Below are 17807 nucleotides of genomic sequence, written 5' to 3'. Positions count from 1 at the left end.
CATAGAAGTTTTTATTTTATGTAAAGAGTGTTATCTAACGATTACAAAGAAGTAAGGTTACTGAAAACAGCCTTAAAACAATAGTTTAGTCTCCGATTATACGAAAGGTTGTAAAATTTAACTGAAAAGGAAGCGTGGGAATAAAATGGAAGGTTCTATTCAAGAAAATGTTAAAGAAAAATTCAGAAACTTTTCTAAAGCTGATCGAAAAAAGAACATTAAGCGAAAGAAATCTCTTAGAAATCGATTAATTCTGATTTTCAGCTTACTCGTTCTGATACCAGTTGTACTTGTATCTTATGTGTTATATCTTGAAATGGAGGAAACGGTAGAGCATCGTTTGCTCAGAGAGCAAAAAGAAGCGACAGGACGAGTGATATCTTTTCTGGAAGATGCTGAACTTGAAGCTGAATCAACGATTACTGCCGTAACGAATGCTCCTGAAATCGGACAACTAGGACAAGACGCTCCCGTAGCACAATTAAATCGATCAATGGAGTTGATGAAAGAATCATTGACTTATGTATCGGATATTTTTGTTTACCAACCAGGTATGAATAATGTAAGTACATTATCTGAAGAAAATTTATACTTATCGGCTAATGCATGGTTCGATGGAGCAATGCAGACAGATGAAGAATTCTATGTGTCAGATACATATATTGATAAAGAAACTGAAGCGACTACAATGGCTATTATAAGACAAGTGCCTAACCAGGAATTAGTTGTCGGTGTAACACTCGATTTACAGAATATCAGCGATTTTGTTGACAATAAACAGATCGGACGTACCGGCTATCCGTTTGTTATATCAAATAAAGGAATCAGACAACTAACCAGTAATCAGGAATTAAATGGACAAGACGTCTCGGATCAGTCGATCTTTTTAGATGCAACGGGTGAATCAGGTGAACTTTTCAACGATCTAAATAATCGTTCTTTCCCCATTTACTATGAGAATGTTGAGCAGTTGGGACTAACAGTATATGGTACAGTATCAGCAGATGAAATGGCGAATGAGAACCAGATGTTCTTGAATAGAGTTGTGATTGTTCTATTCATTACACTCATACTCGCTGTCATTATCGGATGGCTGGTGTCTCAGTATGTTGTCTCTATAACCCGTACGATTCAGCAAGCTCTATATAAACTAGAGCACGGAGACATGACGGCACGTATTTATGCATTTAATTATGACTTATTTGGAAAAGACAAGAAAAAAGACCCGCAGGCACTGCTTGAAGAACAAAAGGAAAAAGCGAATCTGGATCCTAACGGAAATGAATTACATCAGATTGCCATTAGTTTTAACCAGGCAGCTCGTTCATTTAACCAAGTCATTCATATGATCATTGATAAAGCGACAAATGTCACGTCTATGTCTGATAATTTGTATAATATTGCAGAACAGACACAATCTGCGACAGAGGAAGTTTCTGAAACGATTGCTGGAATTGCTGAAGCAACCAGTATACAAACTAAGGACACGGAAGAGACAGCAAATCAGATGAATGAATTATCGAGTTCAGTAGACCGAATCTCAAAACATGTAAAGATCATTGCTGATAAATCAGATACGACTACGAGTGCTTTGAAAGAAAATAACGCTAATCTGGATAATGTTAATAAGAATTGGTCTGCAACGTTGCGCACATTAGAGCAGTTGAAAGGCAATATTTTGACGGTCGATCAAGACATTCAAAATATCGAAGGAATTCTTGAAGTAATTCAAGGAATTGCAGAGAAGACGAACCTCTTGTCTCTTAATGCATCTATAGAAGCGGCGCGTGCTGGTGATTCTGGAAAAGGATTTGCTGTGGTTGCTGAAGAGATCAGAAAACTGGCTGAGCAGAGTCATAAATCTTCTGATACCATTAGTACAATCATATCGAATGTTCAAGATAAATCAACCGGAATGGTCCATACATTAGAAGAAGCCTTTGAAGAGAGTCAAAATCAGACTAGTGCATTGAGTGAAGTAACACAGACCAATGCTGATATTTCTAAACGGATCGAAGAACTGGTGGTATCTATTGATAAAACCATTGATTCAACTTCGACGATCGAACAAAAAAAAGAACAAGTTGTTGGTGCTTTAGTCAACATTGCTTCTTCCGCAGAAGAAAATTCATCAGGAACAGAAGAAGTCTCTGCTAACGCTGAAGAAATTTTGGCTACAATGGATGAATTCTTAGATACGATCCATCATCTAAAAGAATTATCAGGCACATTAAAAGAATCGACTGATCATTTTACGATCAAATAGGATAATTTTATCTTCAATTCTTTCTTAATACGGTACCATTATTCATTCTATTCTAACAACTTTAAGTTAAAGAGTGAGATTTCTATTTTAAATTATTCCTTTTTTAATATAAACTTTAAAGAATACTTACCGATAATAAACTATGTCGGTTAAGTATTCTTTAAAGTATATTTTAATGAGGTGCATTGTTGCACTGAGAAGGAGTTCGTAAATTTATGGATAAAATCAAAGCACAATGGAACACTTTCAAGAGTCAATGGAATAAAGTCGATTGGTCTAAACTGAAGGGTTCTAAAAACAACATACATAAGAAAGGTCACAAAAGCGTCAGATGGCCGATTATGATCGCACTCACCGTCGTGATGCTGATCCCGGTACTAGCATCGCTGACCTTTGCATACATACAGACAACAACCGTTTTAACGCAGCGAATTGAAGATCAAGAACGTCAGATCACAACAAATATTATCAGCACGATCGATAGTGCTGCAGCAGCAGCAGAGTCAACCGTTGAACGATTGGCGATGGACAGTTTGTTGAACCAGGTTTCTTCTGGAGTAGAAGATGCCAAACAAGACTTGAGTTCCCGACTCAATTATGTGTCTACTGGAAATCGTTACATAGCTGATGCTTATTATATACCGACAGAAAATACTGAAGAAAATGCTGTAACTACTGTATCACTAAAAGGAAAAGCGATTACTGAAATCCTGCCGTGGTTCAATACAGCTAAGGAATCGGTTGGAATGGACTGGTCTGAGCCGTTTATTCTAAATAATCGAACTCGCATGACAGTTACTAGACCACTTGTAGCTGGCAGAACGACGATTGGAATCCTGGCAGTTGATTTGGATTTAGAGACAATCAAACAAGACGTTCGAGAAGCAGAAATCGCAGAAACAGGATCCGTACAGATTATTACGAATGATGGAATTGTATTGGCTTCTCCAGATGAATCTATTATTGGACAGCGATATGAAGATAAGCCGTTTTTCGTCAAAGCAAAAAATGAAATGACTGATGATAATACCGGCATGATCTATGATCAGACTGTTAACCAGTCTTCATTCGGAATTTACTATGAACGGATTCCTAATTTAGATTTGATGGTCTTTGGGATGGTCGATGCCAATGAAATGAGCAGTGAAAAAGCTGCTTTAACCACTATGCTGATCATCATTATCATTTTTACGATTATCCTCGCAGCGATTATTTCTTACTTTGCAGCAGGATTCATCATGTCCATTACCAATAGTCTGATGGAGAAATTCGAGCAAGTGAAAAATGGAAATCTAAAAAATCGTCTATCTTATGGGGAATTAGTCAGTTTCAAAAATCCTATTTCAGCTTTGGTGAACAAAGCGGCTGGCAGCCAGCCATCTAAAGAAAATACAAAAAAAGCTGCTCGATCTGATCTGGATCCTAAAGGGAATGAGATTCACCAAATAGCGCTAGCATTTAATGAGACCATGGATACTTTTGAATCTACGATTGCGACTATTCAAGGAAATAGTAAAAATGTATCTGAAATGGCTACAACTCTGACTGAACTTTCGGATCAGACGAGTAGAGCGACAGCAGAAGTTTCTCAAACGATAACGGGTGTAGCAGAAGCAACGAGTTCACAGACACAGGATACAGAAGAAACAGCTACCCAAATGAACGACTTGTCGCAGGCTTTGAATGAGATCAACGAAGCAGTCGGTAAAATGGGTGGACATGCAGATGAAACAATGATACTGAACGGGAATAACATTTTTGCTACTCAAGAAGTAGATGGAAACTGGAAAGTCACCTTAGAGACCTTAAACAATTTGAAAGAACAAATTGAAGAAGTGGATGGCGACATTCAAAGTATCGAAGGCATCGTTTTAGCAATCACAAATATTGCTAAGAAAACGAATCTCCTAGCCCTTAATGCTTCGATTGAAGCAGCCAGAGCTGGCGATGCAGGAAGAGGATTCGCTGTAGTAGCAGAAGAGATTCGCAAATTGGCTGAACAAAGTGCTCAGTCTTCCAAAGATATTCAAAATATTATTCATACTATCCAAGGGAAATCTACTGGAATGGTCAGTCATTTAGAAGAAACGAATCAGGAAAGCGAAGTTCAGACACAGAAAATCAATGAAGCATTGACAGCTTCTGAAAATGTTGCGAGTTCATTAGAACAATTAGTTGCGAGTATGATTGTCGTTATGCAGTCTTCTACCGTAATCAATGAACGGAAAGATGAAGTGGTTGCTCAACTGGAAAATATTGCAGCTTCAGCGGAAGAAAATTCTGCTGGGACTCAAGAGGTTTCTGCTAATGCAGAAGAAATTCTGGCAACAATGGAAGATTTCTCTTCTCATATCAGAACGCTTGAAGAAGTTGCTGCAACATTAAAAGAATCTGCAGCTGGTTTTGAAATCAATGGTTCACGCAAATCAGCAGCTGGACCGACAGTAGACGAAGGTAACTTGACAGCTCAACCTGTCTAATTTGTAGAAAAGAGGAGCTAAATTGAATAAACATATTTTGTTTCGAGTAGGAGAACAGACTTTTGCTATTCCAATCTCGAGTACGGATCGAGTGATCCATATTGAAAATCTCACTGTTGTGCCCGATATGTCTGCCTCTGTCATTGGAATCCAAGACGTAGAAGGTGTGATAACACCACTCATAGATATGGCACAAAGATTTTATGGGATGAAGATTGAAAACCTTGACCGCTCAGATACAATCATCGTTAACTGGAAAGGCGAGAAAATCGGTATCGCTGTAAATGAAGTTTTATCAGTTGAAACGTACTATGAAACTCAAGTTTCAAAAGACAGAAAACAATTAGATAAAATGGATGGACTGGCGACGTCCTATATTTCAAACTTTGTTCAAACGGATACTGGCATTATTCCTATCTTAGATACGAACCTGTTATTCAATGCTGAACAAGCTGAAGAAATCCGAGCTTTGTTAGAAATCGACAGCATTCAGCATTGAGCGCAATGCTTTATCAAGTGATGGAGGATAGGTCATGTCAGAACAAGTGAAAGTGGGGATTTCAGATTATAAAATCTCCGAGCCGCCCAATCAGCTGATTACGATAGGGCTGGGCTCTTGTGTGGGAATCGCTTTGTACGAACCCATTACTAAAGTCGGGGCGCTGATCCATATCATGCTGCCGGAAAGCAGCGGATTCAAAGATACGACCAAATGGGAAAAATTTGCTGATCTTGCGATACCGAAAGTAGCTGAGCTGCTTTTTAAACAGACAGGCAATAAGAAGCTGATTGCAAAAATTGCTGGAGGTGCCAGCATGTTTTCATTCAGCTCGAAGCCTGATTCTATCCAGATCGGAAAGCGAAATATAAAGGCGGTCAAAGATGTCTTATACTCAATGAACATTCCTGTCCTGGGAGAACATACTGGAGGAGAAATGGGAAGAACCATGTTTGTTGATTTAGAAACGTTCAAAGTGACTGTGCGTATGGTCAATCGCGAACTGCACATACTATAAGAAAAAAATCACTATTAGAGAAGGATGCTGGAAGATGTCAATAAAAGTTATGGTGTTGGACTCTTCCACATTAATGCGAAAAATCATGAGCCATATTCTCCGAGATATAGAAGGAGTAGAAGTTTTTAAAACGGTCAGCACGGAAACTGAGTTATTTACCGAATTGAGAAAAGAACTGCCGGATCTGATCACGATTGACATACAAGATTCAAGTAGTGTTGGCTTGAACCTGTTGAGTAAGCTGACTCATCTATATAATGTTCCAGTACTGCTGATCTGCTCATCGACAGATGGAAAAGAGACAACATTAAAAGCTTTGGAACTTGGCGCTTTAGATTTTATCTCACGACCTAAAGATATCAATAAAGACTGGACACTGTTCAGCGAAGCGTTAGAGAAAAAAATCAAAGCGCACTTTTCAGTCATCAAACTAGCAGTCAAACAGGTCGAACAACCTATAAAAGTTCAGCAGACTTTTGCATCACCAGTGGATGCCATCGTCATCGGAGCCTCTACTGGAGGACCTAAAGCGATTATCGAAGTCATAAAAGAATTGCCGGATAAAGTGGGTATCCCGATATTTATCGTTCAGCATATGCCTAAAGGATTCACTGCATCATTTGCAAAACGGCTAGACACTTTATCGGCTCTCAAAATCGTCGAAGCTGAAGACGGAGAACGAATATACAATGACATCGTTTATCTTGCACCAGGTGGAAAACACATGGTGATTGAAAACAATAAAATCCGCTTAACAGAAGATGAAAAAATTCATGGAGTCAGACCTGCTGTCGATTATTTATTTGAAAGTGCAGCAGAAAAGTATCAAAATCATCTAGTGGGTGTTGTGCTCACTGGAATGGGAAATGATGGATTAAAAGGGAGTATGGCCATCAAAAAAGCTGGCGGATATATGATCACACAAGATCAAGAGACTTGTGTGATTTACGGTATGCCAAAGAATGTGGAAGAAAAAGGATTTTCGGATAAAGTAGCAAGGCTGGATGAAATCGGCGGAATATTAAAACATATGATTGGATGATAGATATGTCGACATTAAATTTTGAGTTTTTTTATAAGTGGGTTCTAGATAATCTGGAAATCAACTTAAATGCTTACAAAGAAAAACAATTGCAGCGCAGAATCGGCACTGTAATGAAACAGGCTGGAGCTGCTACTTTAGAAGAATATGCCCGAAGTATCTCAACAGATGAAATCATTAAAAAACAATTCCTGGATTACATAACGATCAATGTAACCGAATTTTTCAGAAATAAAGATTTATTTGAAAACTTTGAACTCATGGTCAATACGCACTTGTCGGTTAAATTTGATGCATTGAAAATCTGGAGTGCCGCTTGTTCTATCGGTGCAGAACCCTATTCATTAGCTATTATTATGGAAAAAAACAACATCAAATTGAAACAGAAAATCCTGGCAACAGATATTGATACGACCATTCTTGAAAGAGCTGGGAAAGGCTACTTCCGTGAAGGTGAACTGAAAAATGTATCGCTTGTAGATAAAGAAACGTACTTTACTAAAGACGATGGATATTATACGATTCATCGATCAATAAGGGATAAAGTCCAGTTTAAACAGCATGATCTAGTGCAAGAAAATTATGAGAGTGGGTTCCACGCAATCGTATGCCGCAACGTGACGATTTATTTCAAGTCGGAAGTGAAAGATGAAATTTATCGGAAGATGGCAGATTCTCTAGTCAAGGGCGGCCTATTGTTTACAGGAGCAACAGAGACTATTTATCAGCCGGATCAATATGGACTAAGAAAAGTTGCATCATTTATATATGAAAAAATAGTTTAAATCAATTTAGAAGGAGGCGATCAGCATGGAAGATAATAGTGCATACCGCGATCTGTTTTTCGAGGAAACAGACACCAATTTAGAAGTATTAAACGAAGAAGTGCTGCGTTTAGAACAAAATCCTGAAGACCGTGAGATTATTGATGCTATATTCAGAGCCGCTCATACCCTAAAGGGAATGGCTGCTACAATGGGATATAATACAATGGCAAAATTAACCCATTCAGTCGAAAATGTCTTTGAATTATTTAAATCTCATACTGCTCAGGTAGACACACAGTCGATTTCACTGATATTTGACTGTCTGGATGCATTAACAGATATAGTAGAAGCGCTTCGGGCCGGAGAAAGTGATGATATGGATATCACTCATCTTGTCAAACGTCTGGAAGCTGTCGGAGACGCAGAATGGAATGCAGTAACTGAGGATACTGGTGATCAGCATTCTGCTGAAATGAATCTGATCTTATCTAACTTGGAAGACTCTGACTTAGAAGTGATTGCCCAAGCTGAACAGACTGAGTACAAAGCCTATTCGATTGCTGTAAAAGTCGATAACGAGAGCTTTATGAAAGCTGCTCGAGCTTTCCTTGTCATCAATAAGCTAGAGCAGGAAGGCGATATTATGCATACAGAGCCTGCTTCTGACAAAATCGAAGAAGGCGACTTTGAGGATTATTTCAAACTGCTGCTGCTCAGCAAATCAGATACTGAAGACATTAAAGCACAAATTATGGATACCAGTGAAATTGAACAAGTGCTGATTGAACCGTTCCAAAAAGAGCAGCACGTAAAAAAAGCAGAGGTCATTCCGATCGAAACAGCTGCGAACGCAGTCGAAACACCAACTGCTGCTGCTGACCAAGCAACAAAAGCTGCCACAGCTAAAAAATCGATCGCAAAGCAAACGATACGCGTAGATCTATCCAGACTAGATCAATTTATGAACTTAGTATCTGAATTGGTGATTCATCGTACCCGTTTGGAGGACTTATCTGAGAAAGAGAAATTATCTGAACTTTCGGAACCACTGACTCAAGTTGGAAGAATTACAACAGAACTGCAAGAGTTAGTTCTTCAGTTACGGATGCAGCCTTTTAGTGTGGTCGTTCAACGTTTTCCTCGAATGCTGAGAGATCTGGCGAACGAACTGGGGAAAGAGATCCAGTTAGTCACTGAAGGAGAAGACACTGAGTTAGACCGTACGGTTATTTCTGAAATTGGCGAGCCGCTGATTCACTTGCTCAGAAATTCGGCCGACCACGGTGTGGAAATGCCGGATGAACGGGAAAAACTGGGTAAACCAAGAACAGGTACAGTTAAACTGGCAGCTTATCCTGAAGGAAACAGAGTGGTCGTTACGCTATCTGATGACGGTAAAGGATTAAAACCGGAAATCATCAAAGCAAGTGCAGAGAAAAAAGGCATATCAACCGATGGCTTATCCGATGAAGAGATTCAGCAGCTGATTTTCCACCCTGGCTTTTCAACAGCTGCTAAAGTGACCGGTATTTCCGGACGCGGTGTAGGGATGGATGCTGTTAAACAAAAAATCAACAGTTTGAACGGAACGATCGAAACGATCAGTGTTCCAGGAGAAGGAACGACCTTTAAAATCGTTCTGCCGCTGACCTTATCTATTATTCAAGCCCTACTAGTTAAAGCTGGTGGAGAAACCTTCGCGATGCCGCAAGCCATCATAGATAAAGTAAACCGATTTGAAGAACAGGATGCTATTCAAGTTCACCAAGGAGAGGTCTATCAATACAAAGAAACAACCATTCCATTGACCCGTTTAACGGAAAAACTGGAATTGCCAGAAGATGAGTCCGGCAGTCCGCATGTGATCATTGTTTCGATCGGAGATGAAAAACACGCCTTAGTTGTTGATGAGTTAGTTCAACAAAAAGAAATCGTCATCAAAAAATTAGGGAAAGAACTGGGTGAAATGGGTCACTTCTTAGGTGCTACGATCATGGGAGACGGTAGCATCAGTCTGATTCTGGATCTCACTTCCATCTGCAAAGGCAGAAGGGAAGCGATACAATGAAGCAAAAAAAATCTTTGCTTCGCTTAGATGCTTTACAGGAGATTGTGAATATTGGCGGAGGTAACGCAGCAACTAGCTTAGCAACAATGATCGACGGGCAAGTTGAGATGGATGTTCCAACGTTAGAAATCATGGATTACGAGCAAGTCTTTCAAAAAATTCGCAAGGAAGATGAAATCGTCAAGGCGGTATTGATGAACGCTTTTGGAGATTTCAAAGAATACGGTGTCTTTCTGTTTGTCGTTCAACCCGAAAATGCAGAAAAGCTGGCAAGAATGATGCTTCAGGAAGATGTCGAGTTGACAGATGAACTTGTTGATTCAGCGATCAAGGAACTTGTGAATATCCTTGTACACTCCTTTATGACTGCTGTCATGAAGATGATCCAACGTAATATTGTGTCAACCGTTCCCATCATGACAGAAGATATGTTTGGATCCATTTTAAGCAGTGTTTATATGGAACAAGAACAATTTGATCAAAATATATTTATCATCAAAAATGAATTTTACAATTTAGGACACAAAATTGACGGAAGTTTATATTTTGTACCTAAGCCTGGTGTGTTAGAATTATTATTGCGTCAACTAGGAATTTAAGAACGAAAAGGAGAAATGTTAAAATGGCTAAACGTGTATTGATCGTTGATGATGCAGCATTCATGCGCATTAAATTAAAGGATATTCTTGAGAAAAATGGGTATGAAGTAGCAGCAGAAGCTCAAAATGGAATTGAAGCAGTAGAAAAATTCAAAGAAACTCAACCTGATTTAGTAACGATGGATATTACCATGCCGGAAAAAGATGGTGTTGAAGCTTTGAAAGAAATCAAAGCGATCGACCCTAGTGCTGTTGTATTGATGTGCTCAGCTATGGGACAACAATCAATGGTAATGGATGCGATTCGTGCAGGAGCTATTGACTTTATCGTAAAACCTTTTGATACAGAACGTGTCATCAAAGCACTAGATAAAGCAAGCCAGTAAGACTACATAACGGTGGGGATGTGAAATTCAAAAAATTGTCACACCCACACCGTTTTATATTACGTATAATAAGGAGGGACGAGCCATGCAAATGATCGTGTTTCGTCTAGGTGAAAGAATTTATGGATTTTCCACAGACAAAGTAGAAGAAATAACGACTGTACTGGACTCAACGATTATACCGCAGTCTCCTGAGTGGACGGTAGGACTGGTTAATTTAAGAGGACAGGTGATGACACTTGTAGACCTCGATATACTCCTTAATGGATCCCATTCTTCTGAAGGCGATTGGTATAAAAATACAATCATCATACATACCGAAGAAAATCCTATTGCACTTAAAGTAGGCGCTGTAATTGGAGTAAGCGATATTGAAGAGGACCAGCTGCAATCTGTGGGGGAAGAAGAATCTGTAATTTCTGGATACATCTCAGCTTACGGTGAGATCGTAAGCTGTATTGAACTAGAAAAGATCTTTAAGGAGAAAGAGGAAGTATAGTGAGCCAAAAAGTCCTGTCACAACAAGAAATCGATGCATTGTTGGATGCGATGGACAGTGGCGAAATCGATACAGAACAAATGGTAGAGGAACTGGATTCCCCTAAGGTAAAACCGTATGATTTTCGCCGTCCTGTTCGTCTGTCTAAAGAATACTTATCAACCATTACAATGGTCTTTGAAGACTTTGCCAAAATTGCCGTTAATCTGTTATCTACTCAGTTGAGAAGACCTGTAGATATCAAAATCGCTGCAATTGAACAAGTTTCTTTTGATGAATTTGTCCATTCTGTTCCCAGCTTTACCCTAATGGGCATTTTTCAAAGCAAACCGCTTAACGGGATGCAGATCATTGAAATCAATCCGCAGTTCAGTTTGCAAATGATCGAATTGCTGTGCGGATACAATGAAGTTTCAGAAGATAACTTCTCTTCAGAGAAAAACAGTTTTACAGATATCGAACGAGCGATACTAGAAGATATTACGAAATCTTTTTTACGTTCATTCGAAACCGCATGGCGGGAAATCACTGAGCTATCCGTTGAGCTGGAATACACAGAAACCAATCCGCAGTTACTGCAGACCATGTCTCCGAATGAACCGGTCTTACTGGTCACTTTCTCAGTAGGTCTTGAACAACAGCGGACTTTTATCAATATGTGTGTTCCGTATATCTTCTTTGAAGAAATTCTGGATAAACTAAGTTTCAAAAACTGGTTCCATTCTGGTAAAGACTTTGATTCATCTGAAAGAGGCCAATTGTCCAAAAATCTGGATCACGTCCCTTTGAACTTAGAAGTGCTGCTGGGTGAATCACAGATGACCATCTCTGATTTTTTAGAGATGGAAGAAGGCGACATCATTCAGTTGAATGAAAAAACGTCTAAACCATTGACAATGTATATTGAAGATAAACCTTATTATCAGGTTAAACCTGGCATGATAGAAGATCATTTAGCAGTAGAAGTATTAAAATTTATGGGAGGAGAGAGCGCAGATGAGTAGCAATCAGTTATCACAAGAAGAAATCGATGCATTGTTGAACGGCGGCAGTGTGAGTACTGCTGATAAACCGGCTGGCAATCATACTGATTCAGCAGACCTGATCAGTCAAGAGACAAAAGATATCTTGGGCGAAGTCGGAAATATTTCCATGTCTCAAGCAGCTACCACTCTTTCTCAATTATTGAATCGTACGATCAAAATCACGACACCAAGAGTGTCTGGTGTGACGTTGAAACAAATTATTGAAGAGTCTGATGTTCCAAAAGTCGTAACAACTATTGGCTTTAAAGAAGGGTTAGAAGGCGACAACATCTTGATGATCGATGTACAAGATGCCATCATTATTGCTGATTTGATGATGGGTAACGATGGAACAGATGTAGAAGGAAAAGAGTTTACAGAACTGGAACTAAGTGCCGTTGCTGAAGCGATGAACCAAATGATGGGGTCAGCTTCAACCGCCATGGCTACGATGTTCAATAAAAAGATCGACATCCTGCCGCCTAAGGTAGAATCATGGAATAAATTGGAAGATGCAGTTCTTGAAGGAATGACCGATGAAAGCCTGGTTGTAAAAACCTCTTTCAACTTAAGCGTAGAAGGATTGCTGGAGAGCGAGATCATGCAGATTTTACCGCTGGATACGACTTCGGAAATCGTAGAGATTATGCTGGGTGATGAAGCAGAAGTGTTGAACGGAAGAGAAACCTCTCAACCACAAGAGGCTGTTGCAGAGACACCATCCGCTTACGAACCTGAACAGAAAGCTGAACCAGCTCCAGCAGAAGAAACAGTGAATGTTCAGAAACCGAAATTCCAAGATCTTGAACAATCAAGTTTAAGAAATTCACCGCGTAATCTGGATCTGATCATGGATGTACCGCTGGACTTCAGCGTTGTTTTAGGAAAAAGCAAAAAGACGATCAAAGATATTTTGTCGCTTGGGACAGGCTCAGTCGTTGAATTGGATAAAATGACGGATGAACCATTAGAAATCTACGTAAATGGAAAATTGATCGCTGAAGGCGAAGTCGTTGTCATTAATGAAAGCTTCGGTATCAGAATCACAAATATCCTCAGCAAAGAACAAAGATTGAATCATTTGAAATAAACTGAATACTTAATGGCATCAGCTCCGGCTGATGCTTTTTTGTACTTTCAACCTGTGACGATTTTCGCTATACTATTTAAGTTGGAGAAATAGAAATTAAACCTTAAACTTATAAAATCTTGACCGATAATAGTACTGTATACCGTTCACCTTGTTGTGAACACAGTTGATCACCTAATAATCTATTTAAAAAGAGGCGATAATCATGAAAATCGATAACCAATATAATAAATATTTGAACTCTATCAACCAAACCAAATCAGGCGCTTCAAAAGCTGCTAAGCCAGCTGCCGCGTCTGCAAAAAGCCAGTCACCCGTTGAAGTCAATATCTCTAAAGAAGCGCAAGCACTGCTGGATGCTGAAAAGACAGCTTTTTCAGAAAAAGTTCAAGCCATCAAAGCCGCAATCCAAAACGGTGAATATGAAGTGGATGCCAGCAAAATTTCTGAAGAGTTAGTTCGTACGATCCAGGATCAAAAGGAGCTATAATCCATGTCAAAAACAGAACAAGTACTGGCTAAAATGCTGGAATTGAAGAACCTGCTGACTGAAGAAAGCACCGTTCTGATCCAACATAATGGCGAGCGACTTGTCGAATTAGTGCAGTCAAAAGAAGAGATCATGACTGCACTATCTGCTTTTGATGAGGCAGATATCGACATCGACCAATTAATCGAAACAACAAAAGAAATCAAAGAGCTGCAGGAAATAAACTTAATGCTGACAGAACAATCTTTAAGTTTTACAGAACAACTTGTCAGTAATATTCAAAAGAATGTCACAAAGAAAAATACTTATTCTAAAAAAGGCACCTTTGAAAAAACAGGACAAACGGCCTTTATTGATCAGTCATTATAAGGAGTACATACCATGTCAGGATTATTTGGAACACTAAATACGGCAACCAGCGGACTGCTTGCACAGCAAAATGCACTACAAACGATTGGACACAATGTTTCGAACTTGAACACACCAGGTTATTCAAGACAGCGTGTAGATCTGCAGACTAATGTCGCGCAACAAGTACCGGGAGTCGGTCAGATCGGTACAGGCGTACAAGTCGGCGGGATCTCTAGAATGACTGATCCCTTTATTATGAATCAGTTAATGAATGGGTATTCTACAACAAGCAAACATCAAGCACTATCGGATACAATTGGACAATTAGAAGCGACGTTCAATGAACCTTCAGAAACTGGGTTATCCAACCAGATCTCCGAAGTGTTCAATGCATGGACCTACTTAGCTTCCAATCCGGAACAAGCAGCTTCTAAAACTATGATTGTTCAAACGAGTGAAACATTTGTAGATACCATCCAACATATGGCTAATGCTATGAAAGCACTAAAAGCAGATACTGTACAGCAACTGGATAAAGCTGCTGTCGATGCAAACTCAACGCTTAAGCAGCTGGAAGATTTGAACCACCAGATCTGGCAAGCTTCTGTTAGAGGATATACACCTAATGATTTATTAGATACGCAAGATCAGCTTGTCAATAAGTTAGCGAGTCAGGGAGATATCCAAGTCAGCAAAGACAAGTATAACCGAGTTTCTATTACCATGGATGAACAAACGCTGCTAAATGAAAATACGCGTAATGAAATCATGACCGTTACCAGCTTAAATGATTCTGGGGAAGCCGTTTTATCAGACAAAACAACTTTAACTGCCGAAGCAAAAGTAGGACAATTCGTTATCAAGTCGGATAATGAAGGAACTGCTGCGTATCAGCCCATCAACCTTGATGGCGGAAGTGTTAAAGGAACACAAGAAGCTTTGACGGTTATTGATGATATGCAAGCGGGATTAGATCAATTTGCTTATGACTTTGCTACTGCTGTTAACACCATTCACAGCAACGATGGCGATGAAGATGGAATTGATTTCTTTACTGTCAGCGAAGAAGGATCGGCTTTATCTTTGCAAGTTAACCAAGAGATCAAGGAAAATCCAAGTCTGATTGTAACCGGAAAATCTTTAAACAATGAGATTGCTGGGGATGGTTCTAGAGCACAGTTGATTTCAAGTTTGAAGAATACACCCATTAACTTAGACGGTGATTGGTATAATGAGAATACTATGAAAATCAACTCAGATGTAAATAGTTCAACACTATTTGACAGCTATAACGGGATGGTAACGGACATGGGCATTATCAAGCAGCAATCAGATAATATGCTGGATACCCAAGAAGGATTGATGGCACTACTGGAACAACGTCGTGAATCTGTATCTGGTGTTGACATTAACGGTGAAGTTACCGATATGATCAAATATTCAAGTGCTTTCCAAGCAAATTCAAAAGTGCTTGCCACATTGTCAGAAATGCTGGATACATTAATCAACCGAACAGGGGTGTAATCATTGAGAATCACAAACTCATTAATGTCTAAAAACTTTATGCGCAACTTAAACAACAATATGAAAAGTGTTTATAAATATCAGGAGCAGCTTTCCACAATGGAACAAGTCAGCCGTCCTAGTGACGATCCGCTGAAAGTTTCTAAAGTATTAGACCTGAATAATGAAATCAAACAAAATGAAGAATACAAATCTACGATCAACGACTCAATTGATTTTACCAATGCTCAAGATTCAGCACTGGCAAATGCAACGAATTCAATGCAGCGAATCTATACACTGACGCAACAAGCAGCGAATGGTACCTATAATGAACAAGACCGAGATGCCATCAGAACAGAAGTAGAGAATGAAATCGATACGCTGCTGGATTCACTGAATACCAGTTTCGGTGGTCGATACATTTTTGCGGGTAATCATACAACATCAAAACCTTTCGAAAAAACTTTAGATGCAGAAGGCAACTTTACAGGTATCCAATATAATGGAACTACAGAAGAAAATGGCCCTGGCATGTCTGGAAATACAACGAAAGAAATTGCCCGTGGGGTTAATGTGGAGCTGCAGACCGATGGACGCGCTTTAATGAATAGCCAAGGTGAAGAAGATAATTTAGGTGCTTTCTTTAATAAATTGCTGACTGCGCTTGATGAAAACAATACAGACGATCTTGGCGGAGAGTTATTAGAACGAGTGGATGCTGAAATGAATAATATCGTTAACCTTCGAACAGGTATTGGAGCAACCAACAACCGATTGACAGCAGCTAAAGATCGTAATGAATCAGAATATTTGAATTTAAAAACAACCTATTCCAACACACAAGATATTGATCTTGCTGAAACATATATGCAGTATTCAATGGAAATGGTAGCTTATGAAGCTTCACTTCAGATGGGAAATAAAATACTTCAGAACAGTTTATTGAATTACATGTAAAAAATAGCTTTCTATCAACTTAACTTTCTAATTCTGAGTTCACACTCGATTTTAGAAAGTTTTTTTTTGAATATTTTCTTTAAATGGGCTTAATAATTATAGTACTGAACCGATACTATAATTAGAAGGCGATAAAGCCTTAAAAATTATTAAACAATTATTGGAGGAAATCAACTATGCGTATTAACACAAACACAGCAGCTTTGAATACATACTCTCGTTTGACTCAAGCAAATTCAGCGAAGAGTGGTTCATTAGCTAAACTATCATCAGGACTTAGAATCAACAAAGCAGGCGACGATGCTGCAGGACTTTCAATCTCTGAAAAAATGAAAAATCAAATCTCAGGTCTATCTCAAGCAACTCGTAACGCTCAAGATGGAATTTCTCTTATCCAAACAGCTGAGGGTGCTTTGAATGAAACACACTCAATCTTGAACCGTATGCGTGACCTTTCAGTTCAAGCGGGTAACGGAACAAACAGTACTGAAGATTTAGAAGCTATCCAATCTGAAATTGATGAATTAACTACTGAAATTGGTAGAATTGCTGATACTACTGAATTCAATGGTACAAAATTATTAGACGGAACAGCTAGTGTTTCTTTACAAATTGGAGCTAAAACTAGTGCAGATGACAAGTTGACAATTCAAATCAACGGAATGGGTAAAGATGACTTAGGTACTAAAACAGATGCTGAAGGGACGACTACTGGTGTTGCTTTATCTGCAATTGATGTAACTAGAGCAGCTGTTGAAGCACAAGATGCTGTTGAAGCACAAGATGCTGTTGTTGGTGACAATCCTGATACTGATGAAGTAGAAACTGATTATGAAATCACTCCAGCTGTTGTAGCTGAAGCCGCCGTTGAAGCAGTAGAAAGCGGAGCTGATGAAGCAATCGCAGCTATTGATAACGCAATTGCATCTGTTTCTGAAGAACGTTCTAAATTAGGTGCTAACCAAAACCGTTTAGATCATACAATTAACAACTTAACTACAACTAAAGAAAACTTGACTGAAGCTAACTCACGTATCCGTGACGTAGACATGGCTGAAGAAATGATGAGCTTTACTAAATCTAACATCCTTTCTCAAGCTTCAACTGCAATGCTTGCTCAAGCAAACCAAATGCCACAAGGTGTTCTTCAATTATTGGGTTAATCTCCAATACTCTTATTATACTAAACTTAATGGGATCGAAGCTGGTTTTCCAGCTTCGGTTTTGTTGTACATATAAGATGCAGAGATCCATAGCTTTTAGTC

The 17807-nt window shown here is 39.1% G+C and carries 17 protein-coding genes; all 17 read left to right on the top strand.

All coding sequences use genetic code 11. From position 1 onward, the window contains the following. Positions 1 to 145 precede the first annotated feature (145 nt). A complete protein-coding gene (locus B6F02_RS06895; protein ID WP_080146627.1) occupies positions 146 to 2266 on the top strand; it encodes a methyl-accepting chemotaxis protein in 2121 nt (706 codons plus the stop codon). A gap of 215 nt (positions 2267 to 2481) precedes the next feature. Beyond that, a complete protein-coding gene (locus B6F02_RS06890; protein ID WP_080146626.1) occupies positions 2482 to 4746 on the top strand; it encodes a methyl-accepting chemotaxis protein in 2265 nt (754 codons plus the stop codon). 22 nt (positions 4747 to 4768) lie between these two features. After that, positions 4769 to 5245: a chemotaxis protein CheW gene (locus tag B6F02_RS06885; protein WP_080146625.1), complete on the top strand. Its 477-nt coding sequence runs from the start codon at positions 4769 to 4771 to the stop codon at positions 5243 to 5245. Positions 5246 to 5279: 34 nt separating this feature from the next. Next, positions 5280 to 5762 carry a chemotaxis protein CheD gene (locus tag B6F02_RS06880; protein ID WP_080146624.1) on the top strand — a complete coding sequence of 161 codons (483 nt, stop codon included), beginning with the start codon at positions 5280 to 5282 and terminating at the stop codon, positions 5760 to 5762. A 34-nt stretch (positions 5763 to 5796) separates the two neighbouring features. Further along, a complete protein-coding gene (gene cheB, locus B6F02_RS06875; protein ID WP_080146623.1) occupies positions 5797 to 6804 on the top strand; it encodes a chemotaxis-specific protein-glutamate methyltransferase CheB in 1008 nt (335 codons plus the stop codon). Further along, entirely contained in the window at positions 6801 to 7589 is a 789-nt protein-coding gene (locus B6F02_RS06870) for a CheR family methyltransferase (RefSeq protein ID WP_080146622.1), read from the top strand. The genes cheB and B6F02_RS06870 overlap by 4 nt, the downstream gene beginning before the upstream one ends. 25 nt (positions 7590 to 7614) lie before the next feature. Next, positions 7615 to 9639, top strand: coding sequence for a chemotaxis protein CheA (locus tag B6F02_RS06865; protein ID WP_080146621.1), 2025 nt, complete (start codon positions 7615 to 7617; stop codon positions 9637 to 9639). Then, positions 9636 to 10238, top strand: a complete 603-nt coding sequence (locus B6F02_RS06860) for a chemotaxis protein CheC (protein ID WP_080146620.1) — start codon at positions 9636 to 9638, stop codon at positions 10236 to 10238. The genes B6F02_RS06865 and B6F02_RS06860 overlap by 4 nt, the downstream gene beginning before the upstream one ends. Positions 10239 to 10261: 23 nt before the next feature. Beyond that, positions 10262 to 10624, top strand: a complete 363-nt coding sequence (locus B6F02_RS06855) for a response regulator (RefSeq protein ID WP_080146619.1) — start codon at positions 10262 to 10264, stop codon at positions 10622 to 10624. A gap of 85 nt (positions 10625 to 10709) precedes the next feature. After that, complete coding sequence (locus B6F02_RS06850; RefSeq protein ID WP_080146618.1) at positions 10710 to 11123, top strand: chemotaxis protein CheW; 414 nt, start codon at positions 10710 to 10712, stop codon at positions 11121 to 11123. Continuing rightward, complete coding sequence (gene fliM / locus B6F02_RS06845) at positions 11123 to 12127, top strand: flagellar motor switch protein FliM (protein ID WP_256864663.1); 1005 nt, start codon at positions 11123 to 11125, stop codon at positions 12125 to 12127. The genes B6F02_RS06850 and fliM overlap by 1 nt, the downstream gene beginning before the upstream one ends. Next, the gene (gene fliY / locus B6F02_RS06840) at positions 12120 to 13238 is read left to right on the top strand and encodes a flagellar motor switch phosphatase FliY (RefSeq protein ID WP_080146617.1); all 1119 of its coding nucleotides are present in this window, start codon (positions 12120 to 12122) and stop codon (positions 13236 to 13238) included. Before fliM ends, fliY begins: the two co-directional genes overlap by 8 nt. Positions 13239 to 13443: 205 nt before the next feature. Next, entirely contained in the window at positions 13444 to 13728 is a 285-nt protein-coding gene (gene flgM / locus B6F02_RS06835) for a flagellar biosynthesis anti-sigma factor FlgM (protein WP_080146616.1), read from the top strand. Between the two features lie 3 nt (positions 13729 to 13731). After that, on the top strand, positions 13732 to 14097 hold the full coding sequence (gene flgN, locus B6F02_RS06830; protein ID WP_080146615.1) for a flagellar export chaperone FlgN: 366 nt from the start codon (positions 13732 to 13734) through the stop codon (positions 14095 to 14097). A 12-nt stretch (positions 14098 to 14109) separates the two neighbouring features. Next, on the top strand, positions 14110 to 15603 hold the full coding sequence (flgK, locus tag B6F02_RS06825) for a flagellar hook-associated protein FlgK (RefSeq protein ID WP_080146614.1): 1494 nt from the start codon (positions 14110 to 14112) through the stop codon (positions 15601 to 15603). 3 nt (positions 15604 to 15606) lie between these two features. Continuing rightward, positions 15607 to 16542, top strand: a complete 936-nt coding sequence (gene flgL / locus B6F02_RS06820) for a flagellar hook-associated protein FlgL (RefSeq protein WP_080146613.1) — start codon at positions 15607 to 15609, stop codon at positions 16540 to 16542. 176 nt (positions 16543 to 16718) lie between these two features. After that, on the top strand, positions 16719 to 17705 hold the full coding sequence (locus B6F02_RS06815) for a flagellin N-terminal helical domain-containing protein (protein ID WP_080146612.1): 987 nt from the start codon (positions 16719 to 16721) through the stop codon (positions 17703 to 17705). Positions 17706 to 17807: the final 102 nt, after the last annotated feature.

Source organism: Marinilactibacillus piezotolerans (genome assembly GCF_900169305.1).
Taxonomy (GTDB): domain Bacteria; phylum Bacillota; class Bacilli; order Lactobacillales; family Carnobacteriaceae_A; genus Marinilactibacillus; species Marinilactibacillus piezotolerans_A.
This window is presented reverse-complemented; position numbering and strand designations above follow the sequence as displayed.